At 64.7% G+C, this 23,044-nt stretch carries 21 protein-coding genes; 5 read left to right on the top strand and 16 right to left on the bottom strand.

Features of this window, described 5'->3' with window-relative positions:
* Nucleotide 1: 1 nt before the first annotated feature.
* Nucleotides 2-1,639 carry a chaperonin GroEL gene (gene groL / locus AC3WJD_RS12765; RefSeq protein WP_492747036.1) on the bottom strand — a complete coding sequence of 546 codons (1,638 nt, stop codon included), beginning with the start codon at nt 1,637-1,639 and terminating at the stop codon, nt 2-4.
* Nucleotides 1,640-1,726: 87 nt separating this feature from the next.
* Nucleotides 1,727-2,014, bottom strand: coding sequence for a co-chaperone GroES (gene groES, locus AC3WJD_RS12760; RefSeq protein ID WP_492747035.1), 288 nt, complete (start codon nt 2,012-2,014; stop codon nt 1,727-1,729).
* Between the two features lie 428 nt (nt 2,015-2,442).
* On the opposite strand from groES, the gene sppA reads away from it, so the two are divergent.
* Complete coding sequence (gene sppA / locus AC3WJD_RS12755) at nt 2,443-4,320, top strand: signal peptide peptidase SppA (protein WP_492747034.1); 1,878 nt, start codon at nt 2,443-2,445, stop codon at nt 4,318-4,320.
* On the top strand, nt 4,317-4,880 hold the full coding sequence (locus tag AC3WJD_RS12750) for a GNAT family N-acetyltransferase (protein ID WP_492747033.1): 564 nt from the start codon (nt 4,317-4,319) through the stop codon (nt 4,878-4,880). Before sppA ends, AC3WJD_RS12750 begins: the two co-directional genes overlap by 4 nt.
* Here AC3WJD_RS12750 and AC3WJD_RS12745 read toward each other — a convergent pair.
* From AC3WJD_RS12745 to AC3WJD_RS12685, 13 genes are all read right to left on the bottom strand, one after another.
* The gene (locus tag AC3WJD_RS12745) at nt 4,877-5,461 is read right to left on the bottom strand and encodes a trimeric intracellular cation channel family protein (protein ID WP_492747052.1); all 585 of its coding nucleotides are present in this window, start codon (nt 5,459-5,461) and stop codon (nt 4,877-4,879) included. The two genes, AC3WJD_RS12750 and AC3WJD_RS12745, sit on opposite strands and share 4 nt — an antisense overlap.
* A gap of 177 nt (nt 5,462-5,638) precedes the next feature.
* Nucleotides 5,639-6,271: a hypothetical protein gene (locus AC3WJD_RS12740; RefSeq protein WP_492747031.1), complete on the bottom strand. Its 633-nt coding sequence runs from the start codon at nt 6,269-6,271 to the stop codon at nt 5,639-5,641.
* Nucleotides 6,272-6,343: 72 nt separating this feature from the next.
* Entirely contained in the window at nt 6,344-7,738 is a 1,395-nt protein-coding gene (lpdA, locus tag AC3WJD_RS12735; protein WP_492747030.1) for a dihydrolipoyl dehydrogenase, read from the bottom strand.
* Between the two features lie 46 nt (nt 7,739-7,784).
* Entirely contained in the window at nt 7,785-9,020 is a 1,236-nt protein-coding gene (gene odhB / locus AC3WJD_RS12730; protein WP_492747029.1) for a 2-oxoglutarate dehydrogenase complex dihydrolipoyllysine-residue succinyltransferase, read from the bottom strand.
* An 8-nt stretch (nt 9,021-9,028) separates the two neighbouring features.
* Complete coding sequence (locus AC3WJD_RS12725; RefSeq protein WP_492747028.1) at nt 9,029-11,950, bottom strand: 2-oxoglutarate dehydrogenase E1 component; 2,922 nt, start codon at nt 11,948-11,950, stop codon at nt 9,029-9,031.
* Nucleotides 11,951-12,008: 58 nt separating this feature from the next.
* The gene (gene sucD, locus AC3WJD_RS12720; protein WP_492747027.1) at nt 12,009-12,893 is read right to left on the bottom strand and encodes a succinate--CoA ligase subunit alpha; all 885 of its coding nucleotides are present in this window, start codon (nt 12,891-12,893) and stop codon (nt 12,009-12,011) included.
* 99 nt (nt 12,894-12,992) lie between these two features.
* Nucleotides 12,993-13,955, bottom strand: a complete 963-nt coding sequence (mdh, locus tag AC3WJD_RS12715; protein WP_492747025.1) for a malate dehydrogenase — start codon at nt 13,953-13,955, stop codon at nt 12,993-12,995.
* Nucleotides 13,956-14,111: 156 nt separating this feature from the next.
* Nucleotides 14,112-14,930: a shikimate 5-dehydrogenase gene (locus AC3WJD_RS12710; protein WP_492747024.1), complete on the bottom strand. Its 819-nt coding sequence runs from the start codon at nt 14,928-14,930 to the stop codon at nt 14,112-14,114.
* A 104-nt stretch (nt 14,931-15,034) separates the two neighbouring features.
* A complete protein-coding gene (gene zapE, locus AC3WJD_RS12705; RefSeq protein ID WP_492747023.1) occupies nt 15,035-16,177 on the bottom strand; it encodes a cell division protein ZapE in 1,143 nt (380 codons plus the stop codon).
* Nucleotides 16,174-16,629 (bottom strand): PaaI family thioesterase, encoded by a 456-nt coding sequence (locus tag AC3WJD_RS12700; RefSeq protein ID WP_492747022.1) that lies wholly within the window; start codon nt 16,627-16,629, stop codon nt 16,174-16,176. The genes zapE and AC3WJD_RS12700 overlap by 4 nt, the downstream gene beginning before the upstream one ends.
* A 28-nt stretch (nt 16,630-16,657) precedes the next feature.
* Nucleotides 16,658-17,443, bottom strand: a complete 786-nt coding sequence (locus AC3WJD_RS12695) for a succinate dehydrogenase iron-sulfur subunit (protein ID WP_492747021.1) — start codon at nt 17,441-17,443, stop codon at nt 16,658-16,660.
* 69 nt (nt 17,444-17,512) lie between these two features.
* Nucleotides 17,513-18,313: an NTP transferase domain-containing protein gene (locus AC3WJD_RS12690; protein WP_492747020.1), complete on the bottom strand. Its 801-nt coding sequence runs from the start codon at nt 18,311-18,313 to the stop codon at nt 17,513-17,515.
* Nucleotides 18,310-19,332: a D-alanine--D-alanine ligase family protein gene (locus AC3WJD_RS12685; protein ID WP_492747019.1), complete on the bottom strand. Its 1,023-nt coding sequence runs from the start codon at nt 19,330-19,332 to the stop codon at nt 18,310-18,312. The genes AC3WJD_RS12690 and AC3WJD_RS12685 overlap by 4 nt, the downstream gene beginning before the upstream one ends.
* A gap of 164 nt (nt 19,333-19,496) precedes the next feature.
* Between AC3WJD_RS12685 and AC3WJD_RS12680 the strand changes: the two genes are divergently transcribed.
* The 3 genes from AC3WJD_RS12680 to AC3WJD_RS12670 all read left to right on the top strand — a co-directional run bounded on the left by AC3WJD_RS12680 (nt 19,497) and on the right by AC3WJD_RS12670 (nt 21,980).
* Nucleotides 19,497-20,981: a hypothetical protein gene (locus AC3WJD_RS12680; protein ID WP_492747018.1), complete on the top strand. Its 1,485-nt coding sequence runs from the start codon at nt 19,497-19,499 to the stop codon at nt 20,979-20,981.
* 34 nt (nt 20,982-21,015) lie between these two features.
* Entirely contained in the window at nt 21,016-21,585 is a 570-nt protein-coding gene (locus AC3WJD_RS12675) for a pseudouridine synthase (RefSeq protein ID WP_492747017.1), read from the top strand.
* 74 nt (nt 21,586-21,659) lie between these two features.
* Nucleotides 21,660-21,980, top strand: coding sequence for a hypothetical protein (locus AC3WJD_RS12670; protein ID WP_492747016.1), 321 nt, complete (start codon nt 21,660-21,662; stop codon nt 21,978-21,980).
* A gap of 9 nt (nt 21,981-21,989) precedes the next feature.
* Here AC3WJD_RS12670 and AC3WJD_RS12665 read toward each other — a convergent pair whose 3' ends face one another.
* A complete protein-coding gene (locus AC3WJD_RS12665; protein WP_492747015.1) occupies nt 21,990-23,015 on the bottom strand; it encodes a D-alanine--D-alanine ligase family protein in 1,026 nt (341 codons plus the stop codon).
* Between the last annotated feature and the right edge of the window lie 29 nt (nt 23,016-23,044).

Genomic DNA, 23,044 nt, shown 5'->3' with positions numbered 1-23,044 from the left:
CTTAGAAGTCCATGCCGCCCATGCCGCCGCCGGGCATCGCCGGCATCGCCGGCTTGTCGTCGGGCAGTTCGGCAATCGTCGCTTCGGTCGTGATGAGCAGACCGGCAACCGACGCCGCATCCTGGAGCGCGGTGCGCACGACCTTGGTGGGGTCGATCACGCCGGCCGAAACCAGGTTCTCATAGGTGTCGGTCGCGGCGTTGAAGCCCTTGGTCTCGTCATTCTCGCGCAGAAGGTTGCCCGAGACGACCGCACCGTCATGACCGGCATTCTGCGCGATCTGGCGGAGCGGCGCGGTGATCGCCTTGCGGACGATGTCGATGCCGCGGGTCTGGTCGTCGTTGATGCCCTTCAGGCCGTCGAGCGCCTTGGTGGCATAGAGCAGCGCCGTACCGCCGCCGGGAACGATGCCTTCCTCGACCGCAGCGCGCGTGGCGTGCAGCGCGTCGTCGACGCGATCCTTGCGCTCCTTGACCTCGACCTCGGTCGCACCCCCGACCTTGATCACGGCAACACCGCCGGCGAGCTTGGCGAGACGCTCCTGGAGCTTCTCGCGGTCATAGTCGCTGGTGGTGTTCTCGATCTGCTGGCGGATCGCCTCGGTGCGAGCCTTGATCGCATCGGACTCACCCGCGCCATCGACGATGGTGGTGTTGTCCTTGTCGATCGTGACGCGCTTGGCCTGGCCGAGCATGCCGAGCGTGACGGACTCGAGCTTGATGCCGAGGTCTTCGGAGATCATCTCGCCCTTGGTCAGGATCGCTATGTCCTCGAGCATCGCCTTGCGGCGATCGCCGAAGCCGGGAGCCTTGACCGCCGCGACCTTGAGGCCGCCGCGCAGCTTGTTGACGACGAGCGTGGCCAGAGCCTCACCCTCGATGTCCTCGGCGATGATGAGCAGCGGACGGCCGCTCTGCACCACGGCCTCGAGGATCGGAAGCATCGCCTGGAGGTTGGAGAGCTTCTTCTCATGGATGAGGATGTAGGGGTCGTTGAGCTCGACCTGCATCTTCTCGGGGTTGGTGATGAAATAGGGCGACAGATAGCCGCGGTCGAACTGCATGCCCTCGACGACGTCGAGCTCGAATTCGAGACCCTTCGCCTCTTCGACGGTGATCACGCCTTCCTTGCCGACCTTTTCCATGGCCTCGGCGATCTTCTCGCCGACTTCCTTGTCGCCATTGGCCGAGATGATGCCGACCTGAGCGATCTCGTTCGAACCCGAAACGGGCTTCGAGCGACCCTTGAGGTCCTCGACGACCTTCGCAACCGCCAGATCGACGCCGCGCTTCAGGTCCATCGGGTTCATGCCGGCGGCAACCGACTTCATGCCCTCGCGGACGATCGCCTGTGCAAGCACGGTGGCGGTAGTGGTGCCGTCACCCGCGATGTCGTTGGTCTTCGAGGCCACTTCGCGCACCATCTGGGCGCCCATGTTCTCGAACTTGTCCTTGAGCTCGATCTCCTTGGCGACGGTCACGCCGTCCTTGGTGATGCGGGGCGCGCCGAAGCTCTTGTCGATGACGACGTTGCGGCCCTTGGGACCCAGCGTGACCTTCACCGCGTCGGCGAGGATATCGACACCCTTCAGGATGCGCTCGCGCGCGTCGCGCGAAAATTTGACGTCTTTCGCTGCCATGGTCTTCAACCTCTACTTTCTGACTATTCTCGAATGGATGGAAAAAGGTCGTGGGGTTCAGGCGCCGATGCCCAGCCCCGTTGGCGTTCAGCCAACAATACCCAGGATGTCCGATTCCTTCATGATCAGCAGGTCTTCACCGTCGATCTTGACCTCGGTGCCCGACCACTTGCCGAACAGGATGCGGTCGCCCGCCTTGACGTCGAGCGGGGTCACCTTGCCGTCTTCGGCCTTCAGGCCGGCGCCGGCGGCGACGACTTCGCCTTCCTGCGGCTTTTCCTTGGCCGTATCGGGGATGATGATCCCGCCAGCGGTCTTTTCTTCGGCCTCGACGCGGCGGACGAGGACGCGATCGTGCAACGGACGGAACTTCATGCGCGTCACCTTCTCTCTCTGTGCGGACTCAGGGATGCTGCAACCAATGCCGATGCCCCCTTTGGTCCGACGGTTGTGATGTAAATCGGAATTAGCACTCACCGCGAGTGAGTGCTAATGGCGGGGATATGTGACGCCCCCAGCCGACGGTCAAGTGCGATAGCAGCGATTTTTTGCAACTGCGTGTAACGAATCGACAAGGCGGGCAAGGCGGCGGATCAGCGCCCCATGGCCACTAGAGCCTGATCGTTTGAGGTGGAAGCGCAATGCGCTTCCACCGAAAGCGTGAATCAGGCTCTATTCAAAGAGTTGAGACCTTGATTCACGTTTCAGGCTGATTCAGCCTGAAACGATCAAGGTCTAGGCGTTTACAGCGCCGCCGCCCTCCTATAGCCCGGAACAATCCAATCGATGTGGGAGGCGAGTTCGTGTCGTTCGTACGCGGTGCCTGGAAATTGCTGGTGGGCGTCAAGGACGCGCTCGTACTGCTCTTCATGCTGCTCTTTTTCGCGTTGCTCTGGGCGGCGCTGTCCGCGCGACCCAATCCGGCGAACGTCACCTCGGGCGCGCTTCTCGTCGACCTGACGGGAACGCTGGTCGAACAGCCCGAGGAAGCCGATCCGTTCTCGCTGTTTGCGGGCATGACCGACGGCGTGAAGCAGCACCGGCTGCGGGACGTGGTGCGCGCGATCGAGACCGCAGCGACCGACGACCGCATCAAGGTCGTGGTGCTCGATCTCGACGCCTTTATCGGCGGAGGCCAGGCCGCGATCGACCGTGCCGCAGAAGCGGTCGACGTAGCACGGAAGGCCAAGAAGCCCGTGCTTGCCTATGCCACGGGGTATAGCGACGATTCGTACCAGCTCGCCGCGCACGCATCCGAGGTCTGGCTCGATCCGATGGGCCTCACGCTCTTCACCGGCCCGGGTGGCTCGCGGCTCTACTACAAGGGGCTGATCGACAAGCTCGGCGTCACCACCAAGGTCTATCGCGTCGGCACCTATAAATCGTTCGTCGAGCCCTATACGCGCGCAGACCAGTCGCCCGAGGCCAAGGAGGCCGATCAGGCGCTTGCCTCGGCGCTGTGGCAGAGCTGGCAGGACGGCGTCGCAAAGGCCCGCCCCAAGGCGCAGCTCGCGGCCTTCATCGCGCAGCCGCAGCAGCAGATCGCAGCGGCCGGGGGCGATCTGGCGCAGGCGGCGCTCAAGGCCGGACTGGTCGACAAGCTCGGCGACCGGATCGCCTTCGGCAAGCGCGTGGCGGAGATCGCGGGCGAAGACGGCGACAAGGGCGCGGGCGCTTTCAAGCACACCAAACTCGCCAACTGGATCGCTGCCAACCCCGCTCCGGAAAAGGGCAACGCGATCGGCGTGATCACGATCGCGGGCGAGATCGTCGACGGCGAGGCGCTGCCCGGCACCGCGGGCGGCGACAGCATCTCGAAGCTGATCCTCAAGGGTCTGGCCGAAGATGACCTCAAAGCGCTCGTCGTCCGCGTCGATTCGCCGGGCGGCTCGGTGCTCGCCTCCGAAAAGATCCGCCAGGCGATCCTCCAGGCCAAGGCCAAGGGGCTGCCCGTAGTCGTCTCGATGGGTTCGGTTGCGGCCTCGGGCGGCTATTGGGTCTCGACGCCCGCCGACCGCATCTTCGCCGAACCCTCGACGATCACCGGCTCGATCGGCGTGTTCGGGATCATCCCGACCTTCGAGAACGCGCTCGCCAAGATCGGGGTCACCAGCGACGGCGTCACCACCACCCCGCTTTCGGGCCAGCCCGACATCATCGGCGGCACCAACGAGACCTTCGACGCGGTGATCCAGTCGAGCATCGAGAATGTCTATGCGCGCTTCCTCGGGCTGGTGAGCAAGGCGCGCAACATGCCCGTGCAGCGCGTCGATCAGGTTGCGCAGGGTCGCGTCTGGGACGGCGGCACCGCGCGCCAGCTCGGCCTTGTAGACCAGTTCGGCGGGATCGAGGATGCGATCGCGGAGGCCGCCAGGCGCGCCAAGCTTGATCCCGCCAAGGTTCATGCCGAATATCTTGAGCGCGAGCCGAGCTGGCCGGCGACGCTGCTTCAGGGCTGGACACGCGATGACGAGGATGACAGCAGGAAGCAGGCTGATCTGCTCGCGCGTCTCGCCCAGGCCCGTGCCATGACGCTGTTCCGCGCAGTCAGCGACGCCGAACGGCTGGCCCAGGGGCCCGTCGTCCGTGCCCAATGTCTCGAATGTCCGCTTGAAGGGGGAAAAATGCCCGTAGTCGATAGCTCGCTCGTTACCCGTATGCTGGGATGGCTCGCGCAATGATCCGGATCCGCGCCGCCGAGCCGAAGGATGCCGCACAGATCGCGGCGATCTACATGCCCTATGTGACGACGACCGCGATCTCGTTCGAGACGACGCCGCCCACGGCCGAGGAGATGGAACACCGCATGACGCATTGCGGTGGCTATTATCCCTGGCTCGTCGCTACGACCGAGGATGACGATGCGGTGATGGGTTACGCCTATGCGGGCAAGTTCCGCGAGCGCCCCGCCTATCGCTACACCGTCGAGACCTCGATCTATCTGGGCGGCAACGTCCAGCGCGGCCAGGGCTTTGGCCGGCTGCTCTATTCGGCGCTGATCGAGACGCTGACCGCGCAGGATTTCACGCAGGCGATCGCGGTGCTCTCGCTGCCCAACGAGTACAGCATCGGACTGCATGAATCGCTCGGCTTCCGCCGAGCCGGCGTGTGCCGCGAAATGGGCTTCAAGAACGGCCAGTGGTACGACATCGGCATGTGGCAGCGAGAGCTCAACGAGGCGACCAACCCGCCGCTCGACCCCAAGCCGTTCAAGGATGTCGGAGTCGTCGGCCCGAGCTAGCCGCGATAGGCGGGCAGCGCGAGTTGCTTCCAGATCGCGAGCCCCCTCAGGCCGAACCCCGCCAGCGCCGCGATCACCGCGGCAACCGGGTGGGGAACACCGAGTACGACCAGCCCCATGAACAGTGCTGCCGCGAACGCCGCCGCGGTGACATAGAGTTCAGGCCGGATAAGGATCGACGGTTCATTCGCCAGAATGTCGCGGATGATGCCGCCGACACAGGCAGTGATCACGCCCATCATCACCGCGGGCAGCGGGCCGATGCCGAAAGCAAGCGACTTGGCGGCGCCGAACACGGCATAGGCCGCAAGCCCGATCGCGTCGAACCAGTCGAGCGCCTTGGGACGCCACCAGTGCCGCGGCGTGAACCAGACGAGCATGGCGGTCAAAAGGCTCACCGCGGGATAGCGCCAGTCATGCACCCAGAAGACGGGCGCGCCGATCAGCAGGTCGCGCACCGTCCCGCCGCCGACCCCCGTCACCAGCGCGAAAAAGGCGAAGGTGACGATCGTCTGCTGTTTCTGCGCCGCCGCGAGCGCGCCCGAGGCGGCGAACACCGCGATCCCGAGCAGGTCGAGCATCGCCAGCAATGTGCCGATATGGACTTCCTGCAAGACGCCCTCCCCGCTCCCCTTTCGGTGTCATCCCCGCGAAAGCGGGGATCCAGCCGCGAGATGCACGGAATACCCTGCCCTTCGACACTGGATTCCCGCTTTCGCGGGAATGACATCAACTACATGAGGCCTTGCCTAGCGGGATCAGGTGTAACGGGCAACGCAGGCGTCCATTACCTGGTCGGGCCGACCGAGCTTGGCGAAGGTGCTGAGCGCCTTGCGCTTCTCGACCTGGGTTGCATCGGTATCCGTCACGCCCTTTTTTGCGAGTAACGGCGCGACCTTGGTGTCGAGGCTGCTCTCGAGCTTGTTGTAACGCGCGAGCACCGCCTCATAGCGGCCGTCACTCGCCAGCGCGGCGCGCATGAAGCGGCCAAGCGCATCGCAACCGAGCGCGGCGGTCAGCCCATCGTCCGGAAGTTTCGGCGGGCCGGCGGGCGTGGGAAAGGCGCTCGCGCACGGCGCCACCAGCTTTTCCCAGTCGCTGTCGGTGACCGCATCGACGCGTTCGGACATTTGCTTGACGACCGCATTGGCCTTTTCCTGCGCGAATTCGGGAGTCTCAGCGCCGACGGTCAGCGCGGGATGCAGAATCTTGCCCTGCGCCTCGATGCTGAGTGGCGCCTTGAAGTCAGCCTGACCCTGGCGCGCCTCGGCTGCAGCTACGACGCCGCATGTCGCCGCACGCTCGACCGGGTCGTCGGACAATGCCAGCGGGCGGCTACAGCCACCGCTCATCAGCAAACCCGGCAACGCCAGCAAAAGGGCCTTCTTCACACATTTCTCCCATTCGTACTCGAACGGGAAAGGACGGCTGGGGCCGCGTTTTGTTCCGCGGCCCGTCGTGTCTCAGATGTGGATCGGCTTGCCCAGCACCGCCATCGCGGCTTCCTTGAAGGCTTCCGAATGCGTCGGGTGCGCGTGGCAGGTATAGGCGACGTCCTCGGACGTCGCGCCGAACTCCATCGCCTGCGCCGCCTGCGCGATCATCGTGCCCGCAACCGAGCTGACCATCCACACGCCGAGCACGCGGTCGGTCTCGGCATCGGCGATCACCTTCACGAAGCCTTCGGTGTCGCGGATCGTCTTGGCGCGGCTGTTGGCCATCATCGGGAACTTGCCCGTCTTGACCGCGCCCTTCTCCTTGGCCTCTTCCTCGGTCAGGCCGACGCCCGCGATCTCGGGATGCGTGTAGACCACGCTCGGGATCACGTCATGGTTCACGATGCCCGTCATTCCCGCGATGAACTCGGCCGCAGCAATGCCCTCGTCCTCGGCCTTGTGCGCGAGCATCGGGCCCGGGGTCACGTCGCCGATCGCATAGACGCCCTTCACCTTCGTCTGGAAATCATGCCCGACCTCGACCTGCCCGCGATTGTTGGTCTGGAGCCCGATCGCGTCGAGGTTGAGACGTTCGGTATTGGGCCTGCGCCCGATCGAGACAAGCACCGCATCGGCCTCAATCGTCTCGGAAGCGCCGCCGGCTGCGGGCTCTACGGTCAGTGTCGCCTTCTTGCCCTTGACCGTGACGCCCGTGACCTTGGTCGAGGTGCGGATCTCGAAACCCTGTTTCTTGAAGAGCTTGTTCGATTCCTTGCGGACCTCGCCATCGAAGCCTGGCAGGATCTGATCGAGGAACTCGACCACCGTCACCCTGGCGCCGAGGCGACGCCAGACGGAACCGAGCTCGAGCCCGATCACGCCGCCGCCGATCACGACCATGTGCTCGGGCACCTTGGGCAGCGCCAGCGCGCCCGTCGAATCCACGACGATCTTCTGGTCGATCTCGACACCGGGCAGCGGCGTGACGCTCGAACCCGTCGCGATGATGATGTTCTTCGCGGTCACCGTCTTGCCACCGACATCGACGGTGTTCGGGCCGGTGAACTTGCCATGGCCCTTCAGCCACTCGACCTTGTTCTTCTTGAACAGGAAGGCGATGCCGCCGGTCAGCTCACTCACCGCCTTGTCCTTCTCGCCGTGCATCGCGTCGAGATCGAGGCTGAGCCCCTTGGTGACGACGCCGAACTTGGCGAGCGCTCCGTTATGCGCCTCCTCATAGAGCTCGGACGCGTGAAGCAGCGCCTTGGAGGGGATGCAGCCGACATTGAGGCAGGTGCCGCCCAGCGTTTCGCGGCTCTCGACGCAGGCGGTCTTGAGGCCAAGCTGCGCCGCGCGGATCGCAGCCACATAACCGCCCGGACCCGAACCGATCACAAGCACGTCGAAATCAAACTCAGCCATACGTCACCTCATTGTGTTCCTGCGAAAGCAGGAACGCCATTGAAACTTACAGGTCGATCAGCAACCGCGTCGGATCCTCGATCGCGTTCTTGAGCGCGACGAGGAAGGTCACCGCCTCGCGGCCGTCGATCAGACGGTGGTCGTAGCTGAGCGCGAGATACATCATCGGGCGGATGACGATCTGGCCATCGACGACGACCGGGCGCTGGTCGATGCGGTGGAGGCCGAGCACCGCCGACTGCGGCGGGTTGATGATCGGGGTCGAGAGCAGGGAACCGAACACGCCGCCGTTGGAGATGGTGAAGGTACCGCCCTTCATTTCCTCCATCTTGAGCGTACCGTCCTTGGCGCGCTTGCCGAAATCGCCGATCGTCTTTTCGACCTGCGCCACGCTCATGTCCTGCGCATCACGGATCACCGGAACCACGAGGCCGTTGGGCGCCGAGACCGCGACCGAGATGTCGACATAATCGCGATAGACGATTTCATCGCCCTCGATCGAGGCGTTGACCGCGGGCATGTCCTTCAGCGCCATCACGGCCGCCTTCACGAAGAAGCCCATGAAACCGAGACGGACGCCGTGCTTCTTCTCGAACAGGTCCTTATACTTCGCGCGTGCCTCCATGACCGCGGTCATGTCGACATCGTTGAAAGTGGTGAGGATCGCGGCGGTATCCTGCGCGTCCTTCAGCCGCTTGGCGATCGTCTGGCGCAGCCGCGTCATGCGTACACGCTCTTCCTTGCGGGCACCGATAGGCGCCAGCACCGCAGCGGCGACGGGTGCCGCCGCCGGCGCTTCCGCCTTGTGCCCCTCGGCCGCCGCAAGCACGTCTTCCTTGGTCAGTCGGCCATCGCGGCCCGTACCCTTGATCGCGCTCGGATCGAGGCCATGCTCGAGCACGAGACGGCGCACCGCGGGCGAAAGCGTCATGATGTGATCGTCGTTCGCGGGTGCGGCGGAAGGCGCCTCGACCTTGGGCGCGGGCGCAGCAGCCTCGGCCTTTGCGGGCTCGGGCGCGGCGGCCTTGGGTGCGGCAGCGGCGCCACCTTCCTCGATGATCGCGATCAGCGCGCCCACCTGGACGGTATCGCCCGGCTTGGCGACCTGCTCGCCCATCACACCCGCGACGGGCGAAGGCACCTCGACCGCGACCTTGTCGGTCTCGAGGCTGGCGATGGGCTCGTCGACCGCAACGGGGTCACCCGGCTTCTTGAGCCACTCGCCAACGGTGGCTTCGGTGATCGATTCGCCCAGCGCGGGGACTTTGACTTCGGTTGCCATGATTGTCTTCAACCCTTCTTCTGGCGGCGAACTTCTTCGCGGACATTATGTCCGAGTGCATCGGCGATGAGCGCGCCCTGTTCGAGCAGGTGGCGCGAAGCGAAGCCGGTAGCAGGCGATGCGGAACCCGCACGGCCGGCATAGCGCGCGCGCATCGGCGCTTTGCCTGCATCGGCGAGGCACTGTTCGATATAGGGCTCGACGAGAAACCAGGCGCCGTTGTTCTTGGGCTCTTCCTGCGCCCAGACCACGTCCTCGAGGTTGGTCATGCGCTTCAGACGCGTGGTGAGCTGCTCGCCGGGGAAGGGATAGAGCTGCTCGATCCGGACGATCTGCGTGTTCCTGTCGCCCGCCGCATCGCGCGCCTCGATCAGGTCATAGGCGACCTTACCCGAGCACAGCACCAGTCGCCTGGTGTCCTTGTCGGCCGCCGGATTGGTGTCCGAGACGATGCGGTTGAAGTGGCTGTCGCTCAGGAAGTCCTCGGTCTTCGACACCGCCAGCTTGTGGCGGAGCAGCGACTTGGGGGTCATGATGATCAGCGGCTTGCGGAAGGTGCGGTGCATCTGCCGGCGCAGCGCATGGTAGTAGTTGGCAGGGGTGGTGATGTTGCACACCTGCATGTTGTCGCCGGCGCAAAGCTGGAGGTAGCGCTCGAGGCGCGCCGAGCTGTGCTCCGGCCCCTGCCCCTCATAGCCGTGCGGCAGCAGCATCACGAGGCCGTTGGCGCGAAGCCACTTCGCCTCGCCCGCGGCGATGAACTGGTCGATCATCACCTGCGCACCATTGGCGAAGTCGCCGAACTGGCCTTCCCAGAGCACGAGCGACTTCGGGTCGGCCATCGCGTAGCCATATTCGAAGCCAAGCACGCCGAACTCGGAGAGCGGGCTGTCGAGCACGTCGAAGCGGCCGTGCGGCACCTGGCTCAGCGGTACATAGCGACGCTCGTCGGTCTGATCGACCCAGACGGCGTGACGCTGGCTGAAGGTGCCGCGACCCGAGTCCTGGCCCGAAAGGCGAACGCTGAAGCCTTCCGAAAGCAGCGTGCCGAACGCGAGCGCCTCGCCCGTCGCCCAGTCGAAGCCCTCACCCGACCTGAACATCTCACGCTTGGCGTCGATCACGCGCGCCAGCGTCTTGTGGATGTTCAGCCCCTCGGGCACCTCGGTCAGCGTGCGGCCGATGCTGTCGAACAGCTTCTTTTCCACGCCCGTTTCGATCGCGCGGTTGGTGATGTCTCTGTCCGCGGGCAGGCTGAGGCCCGACCAACGGCCGGCGAACCAGTCGGCCTTGTTGGGCTTGTAGCCCTTGGCCGAAGCAAACTCGTCCTCGAGCAGGTCGGTATAGGCCTTGGTCGTCTCATCGACCCACTGGGCGTCGATCACGCGCTCGGCTACCAGCCGGTCGCCATAGATCTTGCTGACGCCGGGATGTTGTTTGATCGCGGCATACATCAGCGGCTGCGTGAAGCTCGGCTCGTCGCTCTCGTTGTGGCCGAAGCGGCGATAGCACCACATGTCGATCACGATGTCCTTGTCGAACTTCTGGCGGAACTCGATCGCCATCTTGCACGCGAAGGTCACCGCCTCGGGATCGTCGCCGTTGACGTGGAAGATCGGCGCCTGGACGCCCTTGGCGACATCCGACGGATAGGGCGAGTTGCGCGCGAATTGCGGGCTCGTCGTGAAGCCGATCTGGTTGTTGATGATGAAGTGGATGCAGCCGCCGGTGGCGTAGCCCCGGATGCCTTGGAACCCGAGCGTTTCCCAGACGATGCCCTGGCCGGCAAAGGCCGCATCGCCGTGGATCAGCACGGGGAGCACCTGGTCGTGCTCCTCGAGGTCGTCGTAGAAGGTCTGCTGCGCGCGAACCTTGCCGAGCACGACGGGGTCGACCGCCTCGAGGTGCGAGGGGTTGGGGACCAGCGACATATGGACGTTGATGCCGTCGAACTCGCGGTCGGTCGAGGTGCCGAGATGGTATTTCACGTCGCCCGAGCCGCCGACATCGTCGGGGTTGGCCGAACCGCCCGAGAATTCGTGGAAGATCACGCGATAGGGCTTGGCCATCACATTCGCCAGCACGTTGAGACGGCCGCGGTGCGCCATGCCATAGACGATCTCGCGCACGCCGAGCTGCCCGCCATATTTGATCACCGCTTCGAGCGCGGGGATCATCGACTCGCCACCATCCAGGCCGAAGCGCTTGGTGCCGACATATTTCTTGCCGAGGAACCTCTCGTACTGCTCGCCGCGGATCACCGCGGCCAGGATCGCGCGCTTGCCCTCGGGGGTGAACTCGATCGCCTTGTCGCGGCCCTCCATGTGATCCTGAAGGAAGCGGCGCTCCTCGACATCGGCGATGTGCATATATTCGAGGCCGACATTGCCACAGTAATTGGCGCGAAGGATGTCGACGATCTCGCGCACCGTCGCCTTTTCGAGGCCGAGCGTGCCACCCAGATAGACCGGCCGGTCGAGATCGGCGGCCGAAAAGCCGTGATATTCGGGGGTCAGGTCGGCGGGAAGCTCGCGCTTGGTCAGGCCCAGCGGGTCGAGATTGGCGGCGAGGTGACCGCGCACGCGATAGGTGCGGATCAGCATCTGCGCACGGATCGCGTCGGCAGCGGCCGAGGCGACGTCGCCTGCCAGCGCTGTCGGCGCCGGCGCCGCGGGCTTCTTCGCGTCGGCCTTAGGCTCGACCTGCATCTGCATGGGATCGAGCGCCGCGGTCAGCGCGTCGGTGTCTTTGGGCGGCCAGTTGGTCTTTGCCCAGCTCGGCCCCGCAACCGCGGTGTCGAGCCCTTCGAAAAAGGCGCGCCATTGTGGCTCCACCTTGTCCGGCTGCGTCTGATAGACGCGGTAAAGCCCCTCGACAAAGCCCGGGCTCACGCCCGCGATGTCGTCGAAATCCTGGCCTTCGTAACCCATTTCACTGTCCTTTTTACCGGCCCACCCATTCTAGAGGCGCGGCGGACCGGCGGTACGGTTAACCCTTCAAAACCTCGACCAGCGTCGTGCCGAGCTCCGACGGGCTGGGGGAGACGCGGATGCCCGCGGCTTCCATCGCCGCGATCTTGTCCTCGGCGCCGCCCTGGCCGCCCGAGACGATCGCGCCGGCATGACCCATGCGCCGGCCCGGAGGGGCGGTGCGGCCCGCGATGAAGCCGACCATCGGCTTCTTGCGGCCACGCTTTGCCTCGTCGCGGAGGAACTGCGCGGCCTCTTCCTCGGCCGAGCCGCCGATCTCGCCGATCATGATGATCGACTCGGTCGCGTCGTCGGCAAGGAACAGCTCGAGCACGTCGATGAAGTTGGTCCCGTTGACCGGGTCGCCGCCGATGCCGACTGCGGTGGTCTGGCCGAGGCCCTCGTTGGAAGTCTGGAACACGGCCTCATAGGTAAGCGTGCCCGAGCGCGAGACAACACCCACCGAACCCTTCTTGAAGATGCCGCCGGGCATGATGCCGATCTTGCACTCATTGGGGGTCAGCACGCCGGGGCAGTTGGGGCCGATCAGGCGCGACTTCGAACCCGAAAGCGCACGCTTCACCTTGACCATGTCGAGCACCGGAATGCCCTCGGTGATGCACACGATCAGGGGAACCTCGGCGTCGATCGCCTCGAGGATCGAATCCGCGGCGAACGGCGGCGGAACGTAGATCACCGACGCATCGGCACCGGTCTTTTTCACCGCTTCCTCGACGGTATCGAACACGGGCAGGCCGATATGCGTCGTGCCGCCCTTGCCCGGCGTCACCCCGCCGACGACCCTGGTGCCGTAGGCCAGCGCCTGCTCGGAGTGAAAGGTGCCCTGCGCGCCGGTAAAGCCCTGCGTGATCACCTTGGTATTCGCGTTTACGAGGATGCTCATTGCCGCAAAAATCCTTCAAATGTCATCCCCGCGGAAGCGGGGATCCAGCTTCTTCTTTCCGCATCGTCTGGATCCCCGCTTCCGCGGGGATGACACGGATTACTTCAGGCTCTCGTCGATGGCCTTGCACGCGTCGAGCAGTTCCTTGACCGCATCCACCGAGACCTGGAGGTTGCCCTTGGCCTCGTCATCGAGCTCGATCTCGACGATCTGCTCGACGCCGTCCTTGCCGATGATCACGGGGACGCCAACATACAGGCCGTCGAGGCCATACTTGCCCTCGACATAGGCGGCGCAGGGCAGCAGGCGCTTCTGGTCGCGGAGATAAGCCTCGGCCATCGCGATGCCGCTGGTGGCCGGCGCATAATAGGCCGAGCCGGTCTTGAGCAGCGCGACGATCTCGCCGCCGCCCGAACGCGTACGCTGGACGATCGCGTCGATGCGCTCCTTGGTCGAGCGGCCCTGCTTGATGAGGTCGGGCACGGGGATACCCGCGACCGTCGAATACTGGACGACGGGGACCATCGTGTCGCCATGGCCGCCGAGCACGAAGGTGTTCACGTCGCGCACCGAAACCTCGAATTCATCCGCGAGGAAGTGGCTGAAGCGCGCCGAGTCCAGCACACCCGCCATGCCGACGACCTTGTTGTGCGGGAGCCCTGAGAATTCCCGCAGCGCCCAGACCATCGCGTCGAGCGGATTGGTGATGCAGATGACGAAGGCATCGGGGGCGTTGTTCTTGATACCCTCGCCCACCGCCTTCATGACCTTGAGGTTGATGCCCAGGAGGTCGTCGCGGCTCATGCCCGGCTTGCGGGCGACGCCGGCGGTGACGATGATGACGTCCGCGCCCGCAATGTCGGCATAGTCGTTCGAGCCGGTGATCTTCGCATCGAAGCCCTCGATGGGACCGCACTGGCTGAGGTCGAGCGCCTTGCCCTGGGGAACGCCCTCGACGACGTCGAACAGGACGATGTCGCCGAGTTCCTTGATCGCCGCGAGATGCGCGAGCGTTCCGCCGATATTGCCAGCGCCGATCAGCGCGATCTTCTTACGGGCCATGCAGTCAAACTCCCTTATCGGGGCCAGGCGACCACAGGACTCGGGCCGCAGCCATCAAGATTGGCGACCGCTTAGGCCGATAAAGTTAATAGGGCAACCACGCATAAGTTTGATTGACAAGAAATCTTTGCGATTGCGAATGAATTGCAATAAGCGTTAGGACAAGGCGAAAGCTGCGGCCGCCGCCACCTGCGCATCCGTCGGCACAGTACCCGTATAGAGCCTGAATTGTTCCAATCCCTGCAACACGAGTACCTCACCGCCGGTGATAACCGGCTTGCCGAGAGAGCGCGCGCGGCGGATCAGCGGAGTTTCCACGGGGATGGCAACGCAGTCGAACACAAGATCGGCCGCGACGATTGCCGCCTCGTCAAACGCCAGCATATCGGCCTCCGCCCCGCCGGCCATGCCGATCGGCGTGACGTTGATCAGCATCCGCGCGTCATCCGGTGTCTCGCTGCGCCATTCCCAGCCGCAGCGCTGGGCGAGCGCACGTCCTGCCTCCTCGTTGCGCGCGACGATCACGCCATTGCCGAAGCCTTTGTCGGCGAGCGCCGCGGCGACCGCCTTGCCCATCCCGCCGCTGCCTTTCAGCGCGAAACGGATGTCGCGCGGCACGGCGTGGCGCTCGACGAGCGCCGCCGCGGCGATGTAATCGGTGTTGTAACCCATCAGCCAGCCGTCATCATTGACGATGGTGTTGACCGATCCGATCGCCTCGGCCGAGGGCGCCAGAGCGTCGAGATGGTCCATCACCGCTTCCTTGAAGGGCATCGACACCGCGCAACCACGGATGCCCAGCGCACGTATTCCCGAAATTGCGCCTGGCAGATCGGTGGTGGTGAAAGCCTTGTAGACGAAGTCGAGCCCGAGCGCTTCGTAGAGATGGTTCTGGAAGCGTGTTCCGAAATTGCCGGGACGGGCGGAGAGCGACATGCACAGTTTTGTGTCGCGGTTGATCGAAAGCTTTGTCATGGGATTCCTGAAACCACCGTTTGTCCCGAGCGAAGTCGAGGGACGTTCAACACACTACAACGTGTCTCGACTGCGCTCGACACGGACGGAGCAGCCAATGGCCGCTAGGAGGCCCGGATAATGTTCAGCGCCGAGCCATTCTCGCCATGCCCGAGCGCCAGATATTCGTCGGACTGCATTTCCATCAGCCGGCTCACCGTCCGCTCGAACTCGAACTTGCCGTCGCCTTCGGGATAAAGCTCGGCGGGCTCGGCGGCCGCGCTTGCGAGCAGCTTCACCTTGTATTCGTAGAGCGCGTCGATCAGCGTCACGAAGCGCGCGGCCTCGTTGCGGTTCTCGGGCCCGAGCCTGGGGATACCGACCACGAACACGGTATGGTAGCGCCGCGCGATCGCGAGATAGTCCGCCGCGCCGCGCGCCTCGACGCAGAGCCGCTTGAACGAGAAGACCGCCACGCCCTTGAGGCTTTTGGGCACATGCATCATGCGGCCGCCGGGAACGGGAATATCCTCGCTGGGCACATGCGCGGCATCCTCGGGCGGATAGTCGGTGAGGCGGAAAAAGGCCGAGCGCAACGCCACCGTCGCAACGGGGTCGGCGGGCACATACCAGGTGTCGCAACCCCCGAGCCGCTCGAGCCGGTAGTCGACCGGGCCGTTGAGCGTCAGCACGTCGAGCCGTTGCTCGATCAGGTCGATGAACGGCAGGAAATGTTCGCGGTTGAGCCCGTCCTTGTAAAGCTCGCGCGGCGGCCGGTTCGATGTCGCGACCACGGTCACGTCAAGCTCGAGCAGCGCGGTGAACAGCCGTGACAGGATCATCGCATCGGCGCTGTTGTTGACGACCATCTCGTCGAAGGCGAGCAGCCGCACCTCGCCCGCGATCGCCTCGGCGACGGGCTGGATCGGATTGCCCGCCTCCTTCTGGCGCTCGACCCGCAGCCGCTCGTGCACCTCCATCATGAACTCGTGGAAATGGACGCGGCGTTTTCTGCGGATGTCGAGGCAGGAGAAGAACAGGTCCATCAGCATCGACTTGCCGCGCCCCACCCCGCCCCAGACATAGAGCCCGCGCGGAACCTCGGGCTTCGATCGCGCCAGCCGCCACAGAATCGATCCCTTGCGCGGCGCGGCCTGCAACGCCTGCTGCAGGGCATCGAGCCGGGCGGCGACCGCGCGCTGCTCCGAGTCTTCCTTCAACTCGCCCGCGCGCAGCAGCGCCTCATATTTCTGGAGGACCGTGATCATCGCCTGGTCGGCTTTCGGATCGTACCCGCAAAGCTCGCGATCGCGTCATCGGCCTGGACGATAAGCCCGCGCAGGAAGAGCAGTCGTCCCGTCTCGCGCAGCAATTCGACCTTGGCGTCGAGCGGTTCGCCCACGCGTCCCGCGCCCATGAATTGCGTCGAGAGGTCCAGCGTCACCGCCGTCCCCGCTTCGATCAGCCCGAACATGCGCGAAGCGGCAAAGAGCGCCACGTCGATGAACGCAAGTGTCACCCCGCCATGGACATTGTTCGCAAGGTTCGAATGCTGCCGCTCGGGGAACATGCGAACACGAGCTTGCCCGTCGGGCTCCATCCGCACCAGCATCTTGCCCAGCAGCGCGTTGAAACGCGTCGGATCGCTCAGCCGCCAGCTCAGCCAGCCGGCATTGTCGATGTCGGGTTCATGGATGAAGGCGGGTGCGTCGATCGTCATGCTGTTGCCTCGACGTCGCCCGGGCCGCTCAGAGCTGCCGTTCGACCACCATCTTCTTGACCTCGGCGATCGCGCGCGCAGGGCTCAGCCCCTTGGGGCAGACATTCGAGCAGTTCATGATCGTGTGGCAACGATAGAGGCGGAACGGATCCTCGAGTTCGTCGAGGCGCTCGCCCGTCATCTCGTCGCGACTGTCGGCGAGCCAGCGATAGGCCTGGAGCAGGATCGCGGGGCCGAGGAACTTGTCGCTATTCCACCAGTAACTCGGGCATGAGGTCGAGCAGCAGGCGCACAGGATGCACTCATAAAGGCCGTCGAGCTTGGCACGATCCTCGGGGCTCTGCAGCCGCTCCTTGCCCGCGGGCGCCGGCGTCACCGTCTGCAGCCAGGGCTTGATCGAGGCGTACTGCGCATAGAAGTGCGTGAAATCGGGAACGAGGTCCTTGATCACTTCCATATGCGGAAGCGGCGTGATCCGGACGTCCTTGTTGCAGTCCTCGATCGCGTGCGTGCAGGCTAGCGTGTTGCGGCCGTCGATATTCATCGAGCACGAACCACAGATGCCCTCGCGGCACGAGCGACGGAAGGTGAGCGACGGGTCCTGCTCATTCTTCATCTTGATGAGCGCGTCGAGCACCATCGGTCCGCACGTGTCGAGGTCGATCTCGAAGGTATCGTAGCGCGGGTTTTCGCCCGAGTCGGGATCGTAGCGATAGACCTTGAACGTCTTCACATTGGTCGCGCCCTGGGGCGCCTTGTTGACCTTGCCCTTGGAATTGATCTTGCTGTTCTTGGGCAGCGTGAATTCGGCCATCTCGCTCAGGTCCTTCGCGTCACAATTGCGGACAGCCGATAGTCAATCGGGGCACAGGATGAAAGACCCTTATGCCTGTCCCAGCCTTTTTGCGAGCAACCCCTCGGCAATCCGGTAGGTCCGCTCATTGTCGACGTCGATCGCATGGCTGCCGTCAATCAGCACCACGCCCTCGAATTTCAGCCCGAAACGCCGCGAGACTCGCTTCATCGCGCCCCTGAGCGAGATCAGCTTGTACTTCATCAGCAGGATGTTGAAGAGCCCGAAGGCGTTGATCAGCCGCTTCGGGTTCTTGGCGAACTGCCCGCCCTCGCGGAACACCTCGGCTGCCTTGAGCCCGCCCCGCCCCGCAATCCCGTAGAGATTGCAGTTGGAATAGGCGTCGTCGCTAAACTCGTAGAAACGCCGCTGCCCCTCGGGATGCGCCGCGAGCACGCCCGCCCGGGTCGTCAGCGCCGCGGTGACCTCGGCGCCTTCCGCAAAGGCACGCCGCATCTCGTTGACCGCAAAATGCGTCAGCAGCACATTGTCGGCGGTGGTGATGACATAGGGGCCGTCGACACCCTCAGCCGCGATCAGCACGCTGTCGGCAATGCTTTCCGCCGAGGGCACGAACTCGATCCTCACACCGCGCGGCGCATAGCTCTCGATCAATGGGGTCAATTCGAGCACCGCCTCGGGCTCGATCGAGATGCGGATCAGCCGCAACTCGTCCATCGTCGTCAGCGTGTCGAGCACATGCGCGATCAGGGGCTTTCCGCAGATCGGCACGAGGCATTTGTGGCTGACGCCGTGCGCGACCGCGAGCGGATTGTCCTGCCCCGCGCGCTGCGCGGCGAGGATCAGTACGGTAAAGGGGCCGTAGCTCAAGCGATCGCCTCGCGATCGATCAGGCCGTGGCGCGCGAGACTTTCACACAGGATCGTCTCGATCAGCTGCTCCTGCGTCCAACCGGCAGCCAGCGCCGAGCGGCCGTAAACCTTTTGCGACCAGAGATTGCAGTTGAGGTTGACCTCGAGCATCTGCACCTCACCCTTTTCCTCGTCGAGGCGGAACTCATAGCGGCCATAGTCGAAGGGCCGGAACACCTCGACCATCTTGCGCGTCAGCGCATCGATCCGGGGTTGCCATTCCTTGTCCTCGAACGCGAACAGCTCGTACTTCTGCGTCCGGTCGACGAGATCGCGCTTTTCCCAATAGGTGCGAAGGTGCGTCGGATCGGCCTGGCGGAACATCATCATCGGCATGACGACGGGTTCGCCGCCCACCGTGATGACGGGAACCTCGACATCGCTGCCGTTGAGGAAGGGCTCGACGATCGCGTCGTGGCCCTGTTCATGGATGCCCTCGACCGCCGCTTTGACCCCGGCCCAGTCGTGCGCGTCGCCCACGCCCCAGCTTGCCGAGGACGCATTCGGCTTGATGACCATGCGCTCGGCCATCGGGCAGTCCGCCTCGCGTACGGGCGCACCGCGGCGATAGATCGCCCAGGGAGCGGTCGGAATGCCGCGCGCCTTTGCCTCGAGCTTGGTCAGGTGCTTGTCGTCGGAAAGCCCGCGCAGGATCGGCGTCGCGCCCAGATAGGGTATGCCCAGCCGCGTGCAGAGCAGCGGCAGCATCATCTCCGAATTGAGGAAGCCGCCGCGGTTGAGCAGCGGGAAGACGAAATCCACCCCGGGATTCTCGAACAGCGCCTCATATTTGTTGGCCAGCACGAGGTTGAGCCCCAGCCGTTCAAGGATCGTCCGCACCTCATAATGATAGACGGCATGGTTGCCATCCTCGGGGTGCGGCGTGCCGTCGCCGAGCGCATGCTTGGCGATGAACATGATCTTGAGGCGGTCCTTGGCTTCCTGCGGAACGCGGAGCGGCTTGATAGGCTGAGTCACGTGGAGAACCTTCGCAATATGTCGGCCCGGCGCAAGGCTTGCACCCGCCGGCGCGGCGCATATAGGGAATAATCATTGCAAGCGCCAATGAGCCTTTTTTTCGCCGTAATGCAGGCGTCAAAGTGCGCGCAAAATCCGCCTGACCCTAGGGATTGACCGATTTTATGAAGATGACCGCAACCGCGATGGAAGCGCAGGCCTTTGCCGATTCCGCCGCAGAACTGCTCACCCGGGGCGGCGACGCGCGTATCGTCCTCGACCCCGTCACCCGACTCAACCAGTATTTCTCACAGCCGCGCCCCTCGGAGGCGGTCGCCTATGCCTCCTCGACCGCGAACGATATCTCGGCGCCCGCCTTTGCGCATGTCTGCCGCCGCCTCGCCGAAGTCGCGCCCGACCTGACGCTCTCGCCCCAGGGCTATGCCGAGGCGCTCGAAGGACTGCGCGGCCGCATCCGCAACTCATACAGCCTTGCCGACGATGTCGAGATCGTCTTCTCGCCCTCGGGCACCGATCTCGAATATGTCGGCCTCGCGCTCGCCAAGGAAAAGGCGGCTGGCGGTATCCGCAATATCCTGCTCGGCGCCGATGAGGTCGGCAGCGGCTGCATCTATTCGGCGCGCGGACAGTATTTCGCCAAGGAAACCGCACGCGGCATCAGGGTCGCGCCGGGCGAGCCCGTGGGCGGCCGCATTCCCGAAAAGATCGAGCTTACCAACGTCCCGGTGCGCGACGATCTTGGCGCGGCGTGGCGTCCCGAGTCGGTGGCCGAGGAGATCGACCGCCAGGTGATCGAGGCCAAGGCCGAAGACCGCCACACCGTCGTCCATGTCGTCCACGGCTCGAAAACAGGCCTCGTTCTCCCCTCGCTCGAACATATCGACGCTCTGGTCGCAAAGCATGGCGCCGCACTCAGCTTCATCGTCGATGCCTGCCAGGCGCGGATCACCACACAGGCGATCCACGACTATCTCGCGCGCGGCTGCACCGTGCTCCTCACCGGATCCAAGTTCATGGGCGGCCCGCCCTTCAGCGGCTTCGCGCTCGTCCCGCGCGCCGCGGTCGAGGCCGCGGCGCTGATGCCGATCGCGTTCTGCAAGATCTTCCGCCGCGGTGAATGGCCCGACAACTGGCCCGATGTCGACCTGTTGCCGCGCGAATCCAATCTCGGCCTGCTGCTCCGCCTCGAAGCTTCGGTCTTCGAACTCGAGCGCTTCCAGGCACTGAGCATCGAACGCGTCGAGCGCGTCGTGCTCGCCTTCCACGCCGCGGTCCGCAAGGCGATGGTCGATCGCCTCCACGGCCGCCGCATCGCGCCTTATGCGCCCGGCGAGCGTGCCGAAGGCGACGCACACCCGATCGAGATGCGCACGCTGTCGACGATCGACATCTCGCGCATGCCCGGCCAGCCCGATTTCGACGAGGCAAAGCGCATCCACCGCGCGCTCGTCGATCACGGCGTCCGGCTCGGCCAGCCCGTCAAATGCGTCCGCCTCCCCGACGGCCGCTGGGGCGGCACGCTGCGCGTGGGCCTGTCGATGCCGCAGGTGAGCGCCTTCGATGCGCTCGACGACGATGCGCTCGCGACGCAGTTCGAAAGCGACATGACGAGGATCGCCGACGCGATGGAAAAGGTGCTGAAGGGCTGAGCGCGCACGAGCAACAGCATCCGCGGGGCAACCGATGTCGCGGCTGATCCTGTTCAATAAGCCCTATGGCGTGCTGTCGCAGTTCACCGATCGCGGCACCGACGGTGCGCGCGCCACGCTGTCGTACTTCATCGATCTGCCGGGCGTCTATCCCGCAGGCCGGCTCGATCGCGACAGCGAAGGGCTGCTGCTGCTGACCGATGACGGCCGCCTTCAGGCGCGGATCGCCGATCCCCGGTTCAAGATGGCCAAGACCTATCTCGTCCAGGTCGAGGGCGATCCCGACGCGGTGAGCCTCGACCGGCTGCGGCGGGGCGTCGAACTGAACGATGGCCCGACCCGCCCGGCCGAGGTCGAACGCATCGCCGATCCCGCGCTCTGGCCGCGCGACCCGCCCGTGCGTTTCCGCAAGACCGTGCCCGATTGCTGGCTCAGGCTGACGATCCGCGAGGGACGCAACCGGCAGGTGCGCCGGATGACTGCTGCGGTGGGCCTTCCGACGCTCAGGCTGGTGCGGTGGCGGATCGGCGACTGGACGCTCGAGGGGATCGCCCCCGGCGAATGGCGACCGGCACCCGACGGACGGGACGCGCGCCAGCGATAAGGGGCCTGCCCGGTTGCGCGCGGCCGGTCGCAGCAATATAAAATCGCAAATCAGCACTTGGCAGGAGCAGTTGGATGACTGTTCGCGCGGTATTGCTTGCAACCATCATGCTATCGACGTCCGGCCCCGCCCTCGCGCAAGCCTGGTGGCCGCAGCCGGCCTATGTCGCGCCTCTCAAGACACCGCGAGAGATGACAGATCGTCAGTTCGCCGAGCGTATGGAAGCGCTGAGGCAGGAGGCGCTTGCCCAACAGAAATCGGACGGCGGGATTCTCACACCCGAACGCAAGGCCGAGTTGCAGGCGAAGCTCGATCGTATCCATGCCGTCTACTGGCGCACGATCAGGCGCAACGATCCGATGAGCGTCAACTCGGACGGCTCGTCGAGATACTGAGCTCCGGCATCACGCCGCCAGCCGCACGCGCTCGGCACGGATCAGCCCCTGCCGTTCCATGCTGTGGGCGACGATCGTCTCGACCAGTTCGGCGTGGCTCACGCCCAGCGAACGCGCCGAACGGCTGATCGTCTTCTTCGACCAGAGGTTGCACGAAAGGTTCACTTCCATGAAGCGCACCTCGCCCGTCGCGGGGTCGTGGCGGAATTCGAAGCGGCCATAGTCGAACGGCCAAAGCTCGGGCAGCATCGCGCGCACGTACATTTCGAGCCGCGCGACCAGCGCACGGTCGCCGATCGCCTCGAGCGGATCGTCGCCCGTGGCTATCAGATTGCGCTTCTCCTCATAGGACCTGACATCGCCCGGACGATCGACGGGGTAATAGCCGAAGGGCGGCAACAGCCACGGTCCGTCGGCGCCGACTACGGGCACCGCGATGTCGATCAGCGGCGCATAAGGCTCGATGATCACGTCGTGCCCCGATGCCAGGATCCCTTCTGCATGGTCGCGCGCCTCGACCCAGTTGTCGATGATCTTCACCCCCCAGCTCGCCGAGCTCGCATTGGGTTTGACGACCAGCCGCTGCCAGACGAAATCGGGCTCGCGTATGCCTCCCTGTCCCTGCCGGGTGATCGCCCAGGGCGTCACGGGGACGCCGCGCCGCTCGGCGACCGCCTTCATCAGATGCTTGTCGTCGGACAGTCCCCGCAGGATCGGCGCGGCGCCCAGAAAGGGCAGGCCGTGGCGGCGCAGCAGCAGGGGGCCAAGCATTTCGCTGTTCACGAAGCCGCCGCGGTTGAGCAGCGTCACGACGAAATCGACATCGGGCCGATCGAACAGCGCCGCATAGCTGTCGGCGGGCGTCACATCGAGCCCGATCTCCCGAAGCGTGGTCAGCATTTCATGGTGATAGACCGCGTGCGTCCCGTCTTCGGCATGCGGGACGCCACCCGAAAGCGCATGTTTGGCGAGGAACATGATCTTGAGCCGGGCCTTGTCGGCGGGCGCGATGCGGAGCGTATTGGGATGGGGCATTGCAACACCTTGGGAGGGAACGAGGACTT

The organism is Sphingobium sp. FW306-1B-F04DB (genome assembly GCF_058781925.1).
Note: the sequence above shows the minus strand (reverse complement) of the source record. Positions and strands in the feature narration are given on the sequence as shown.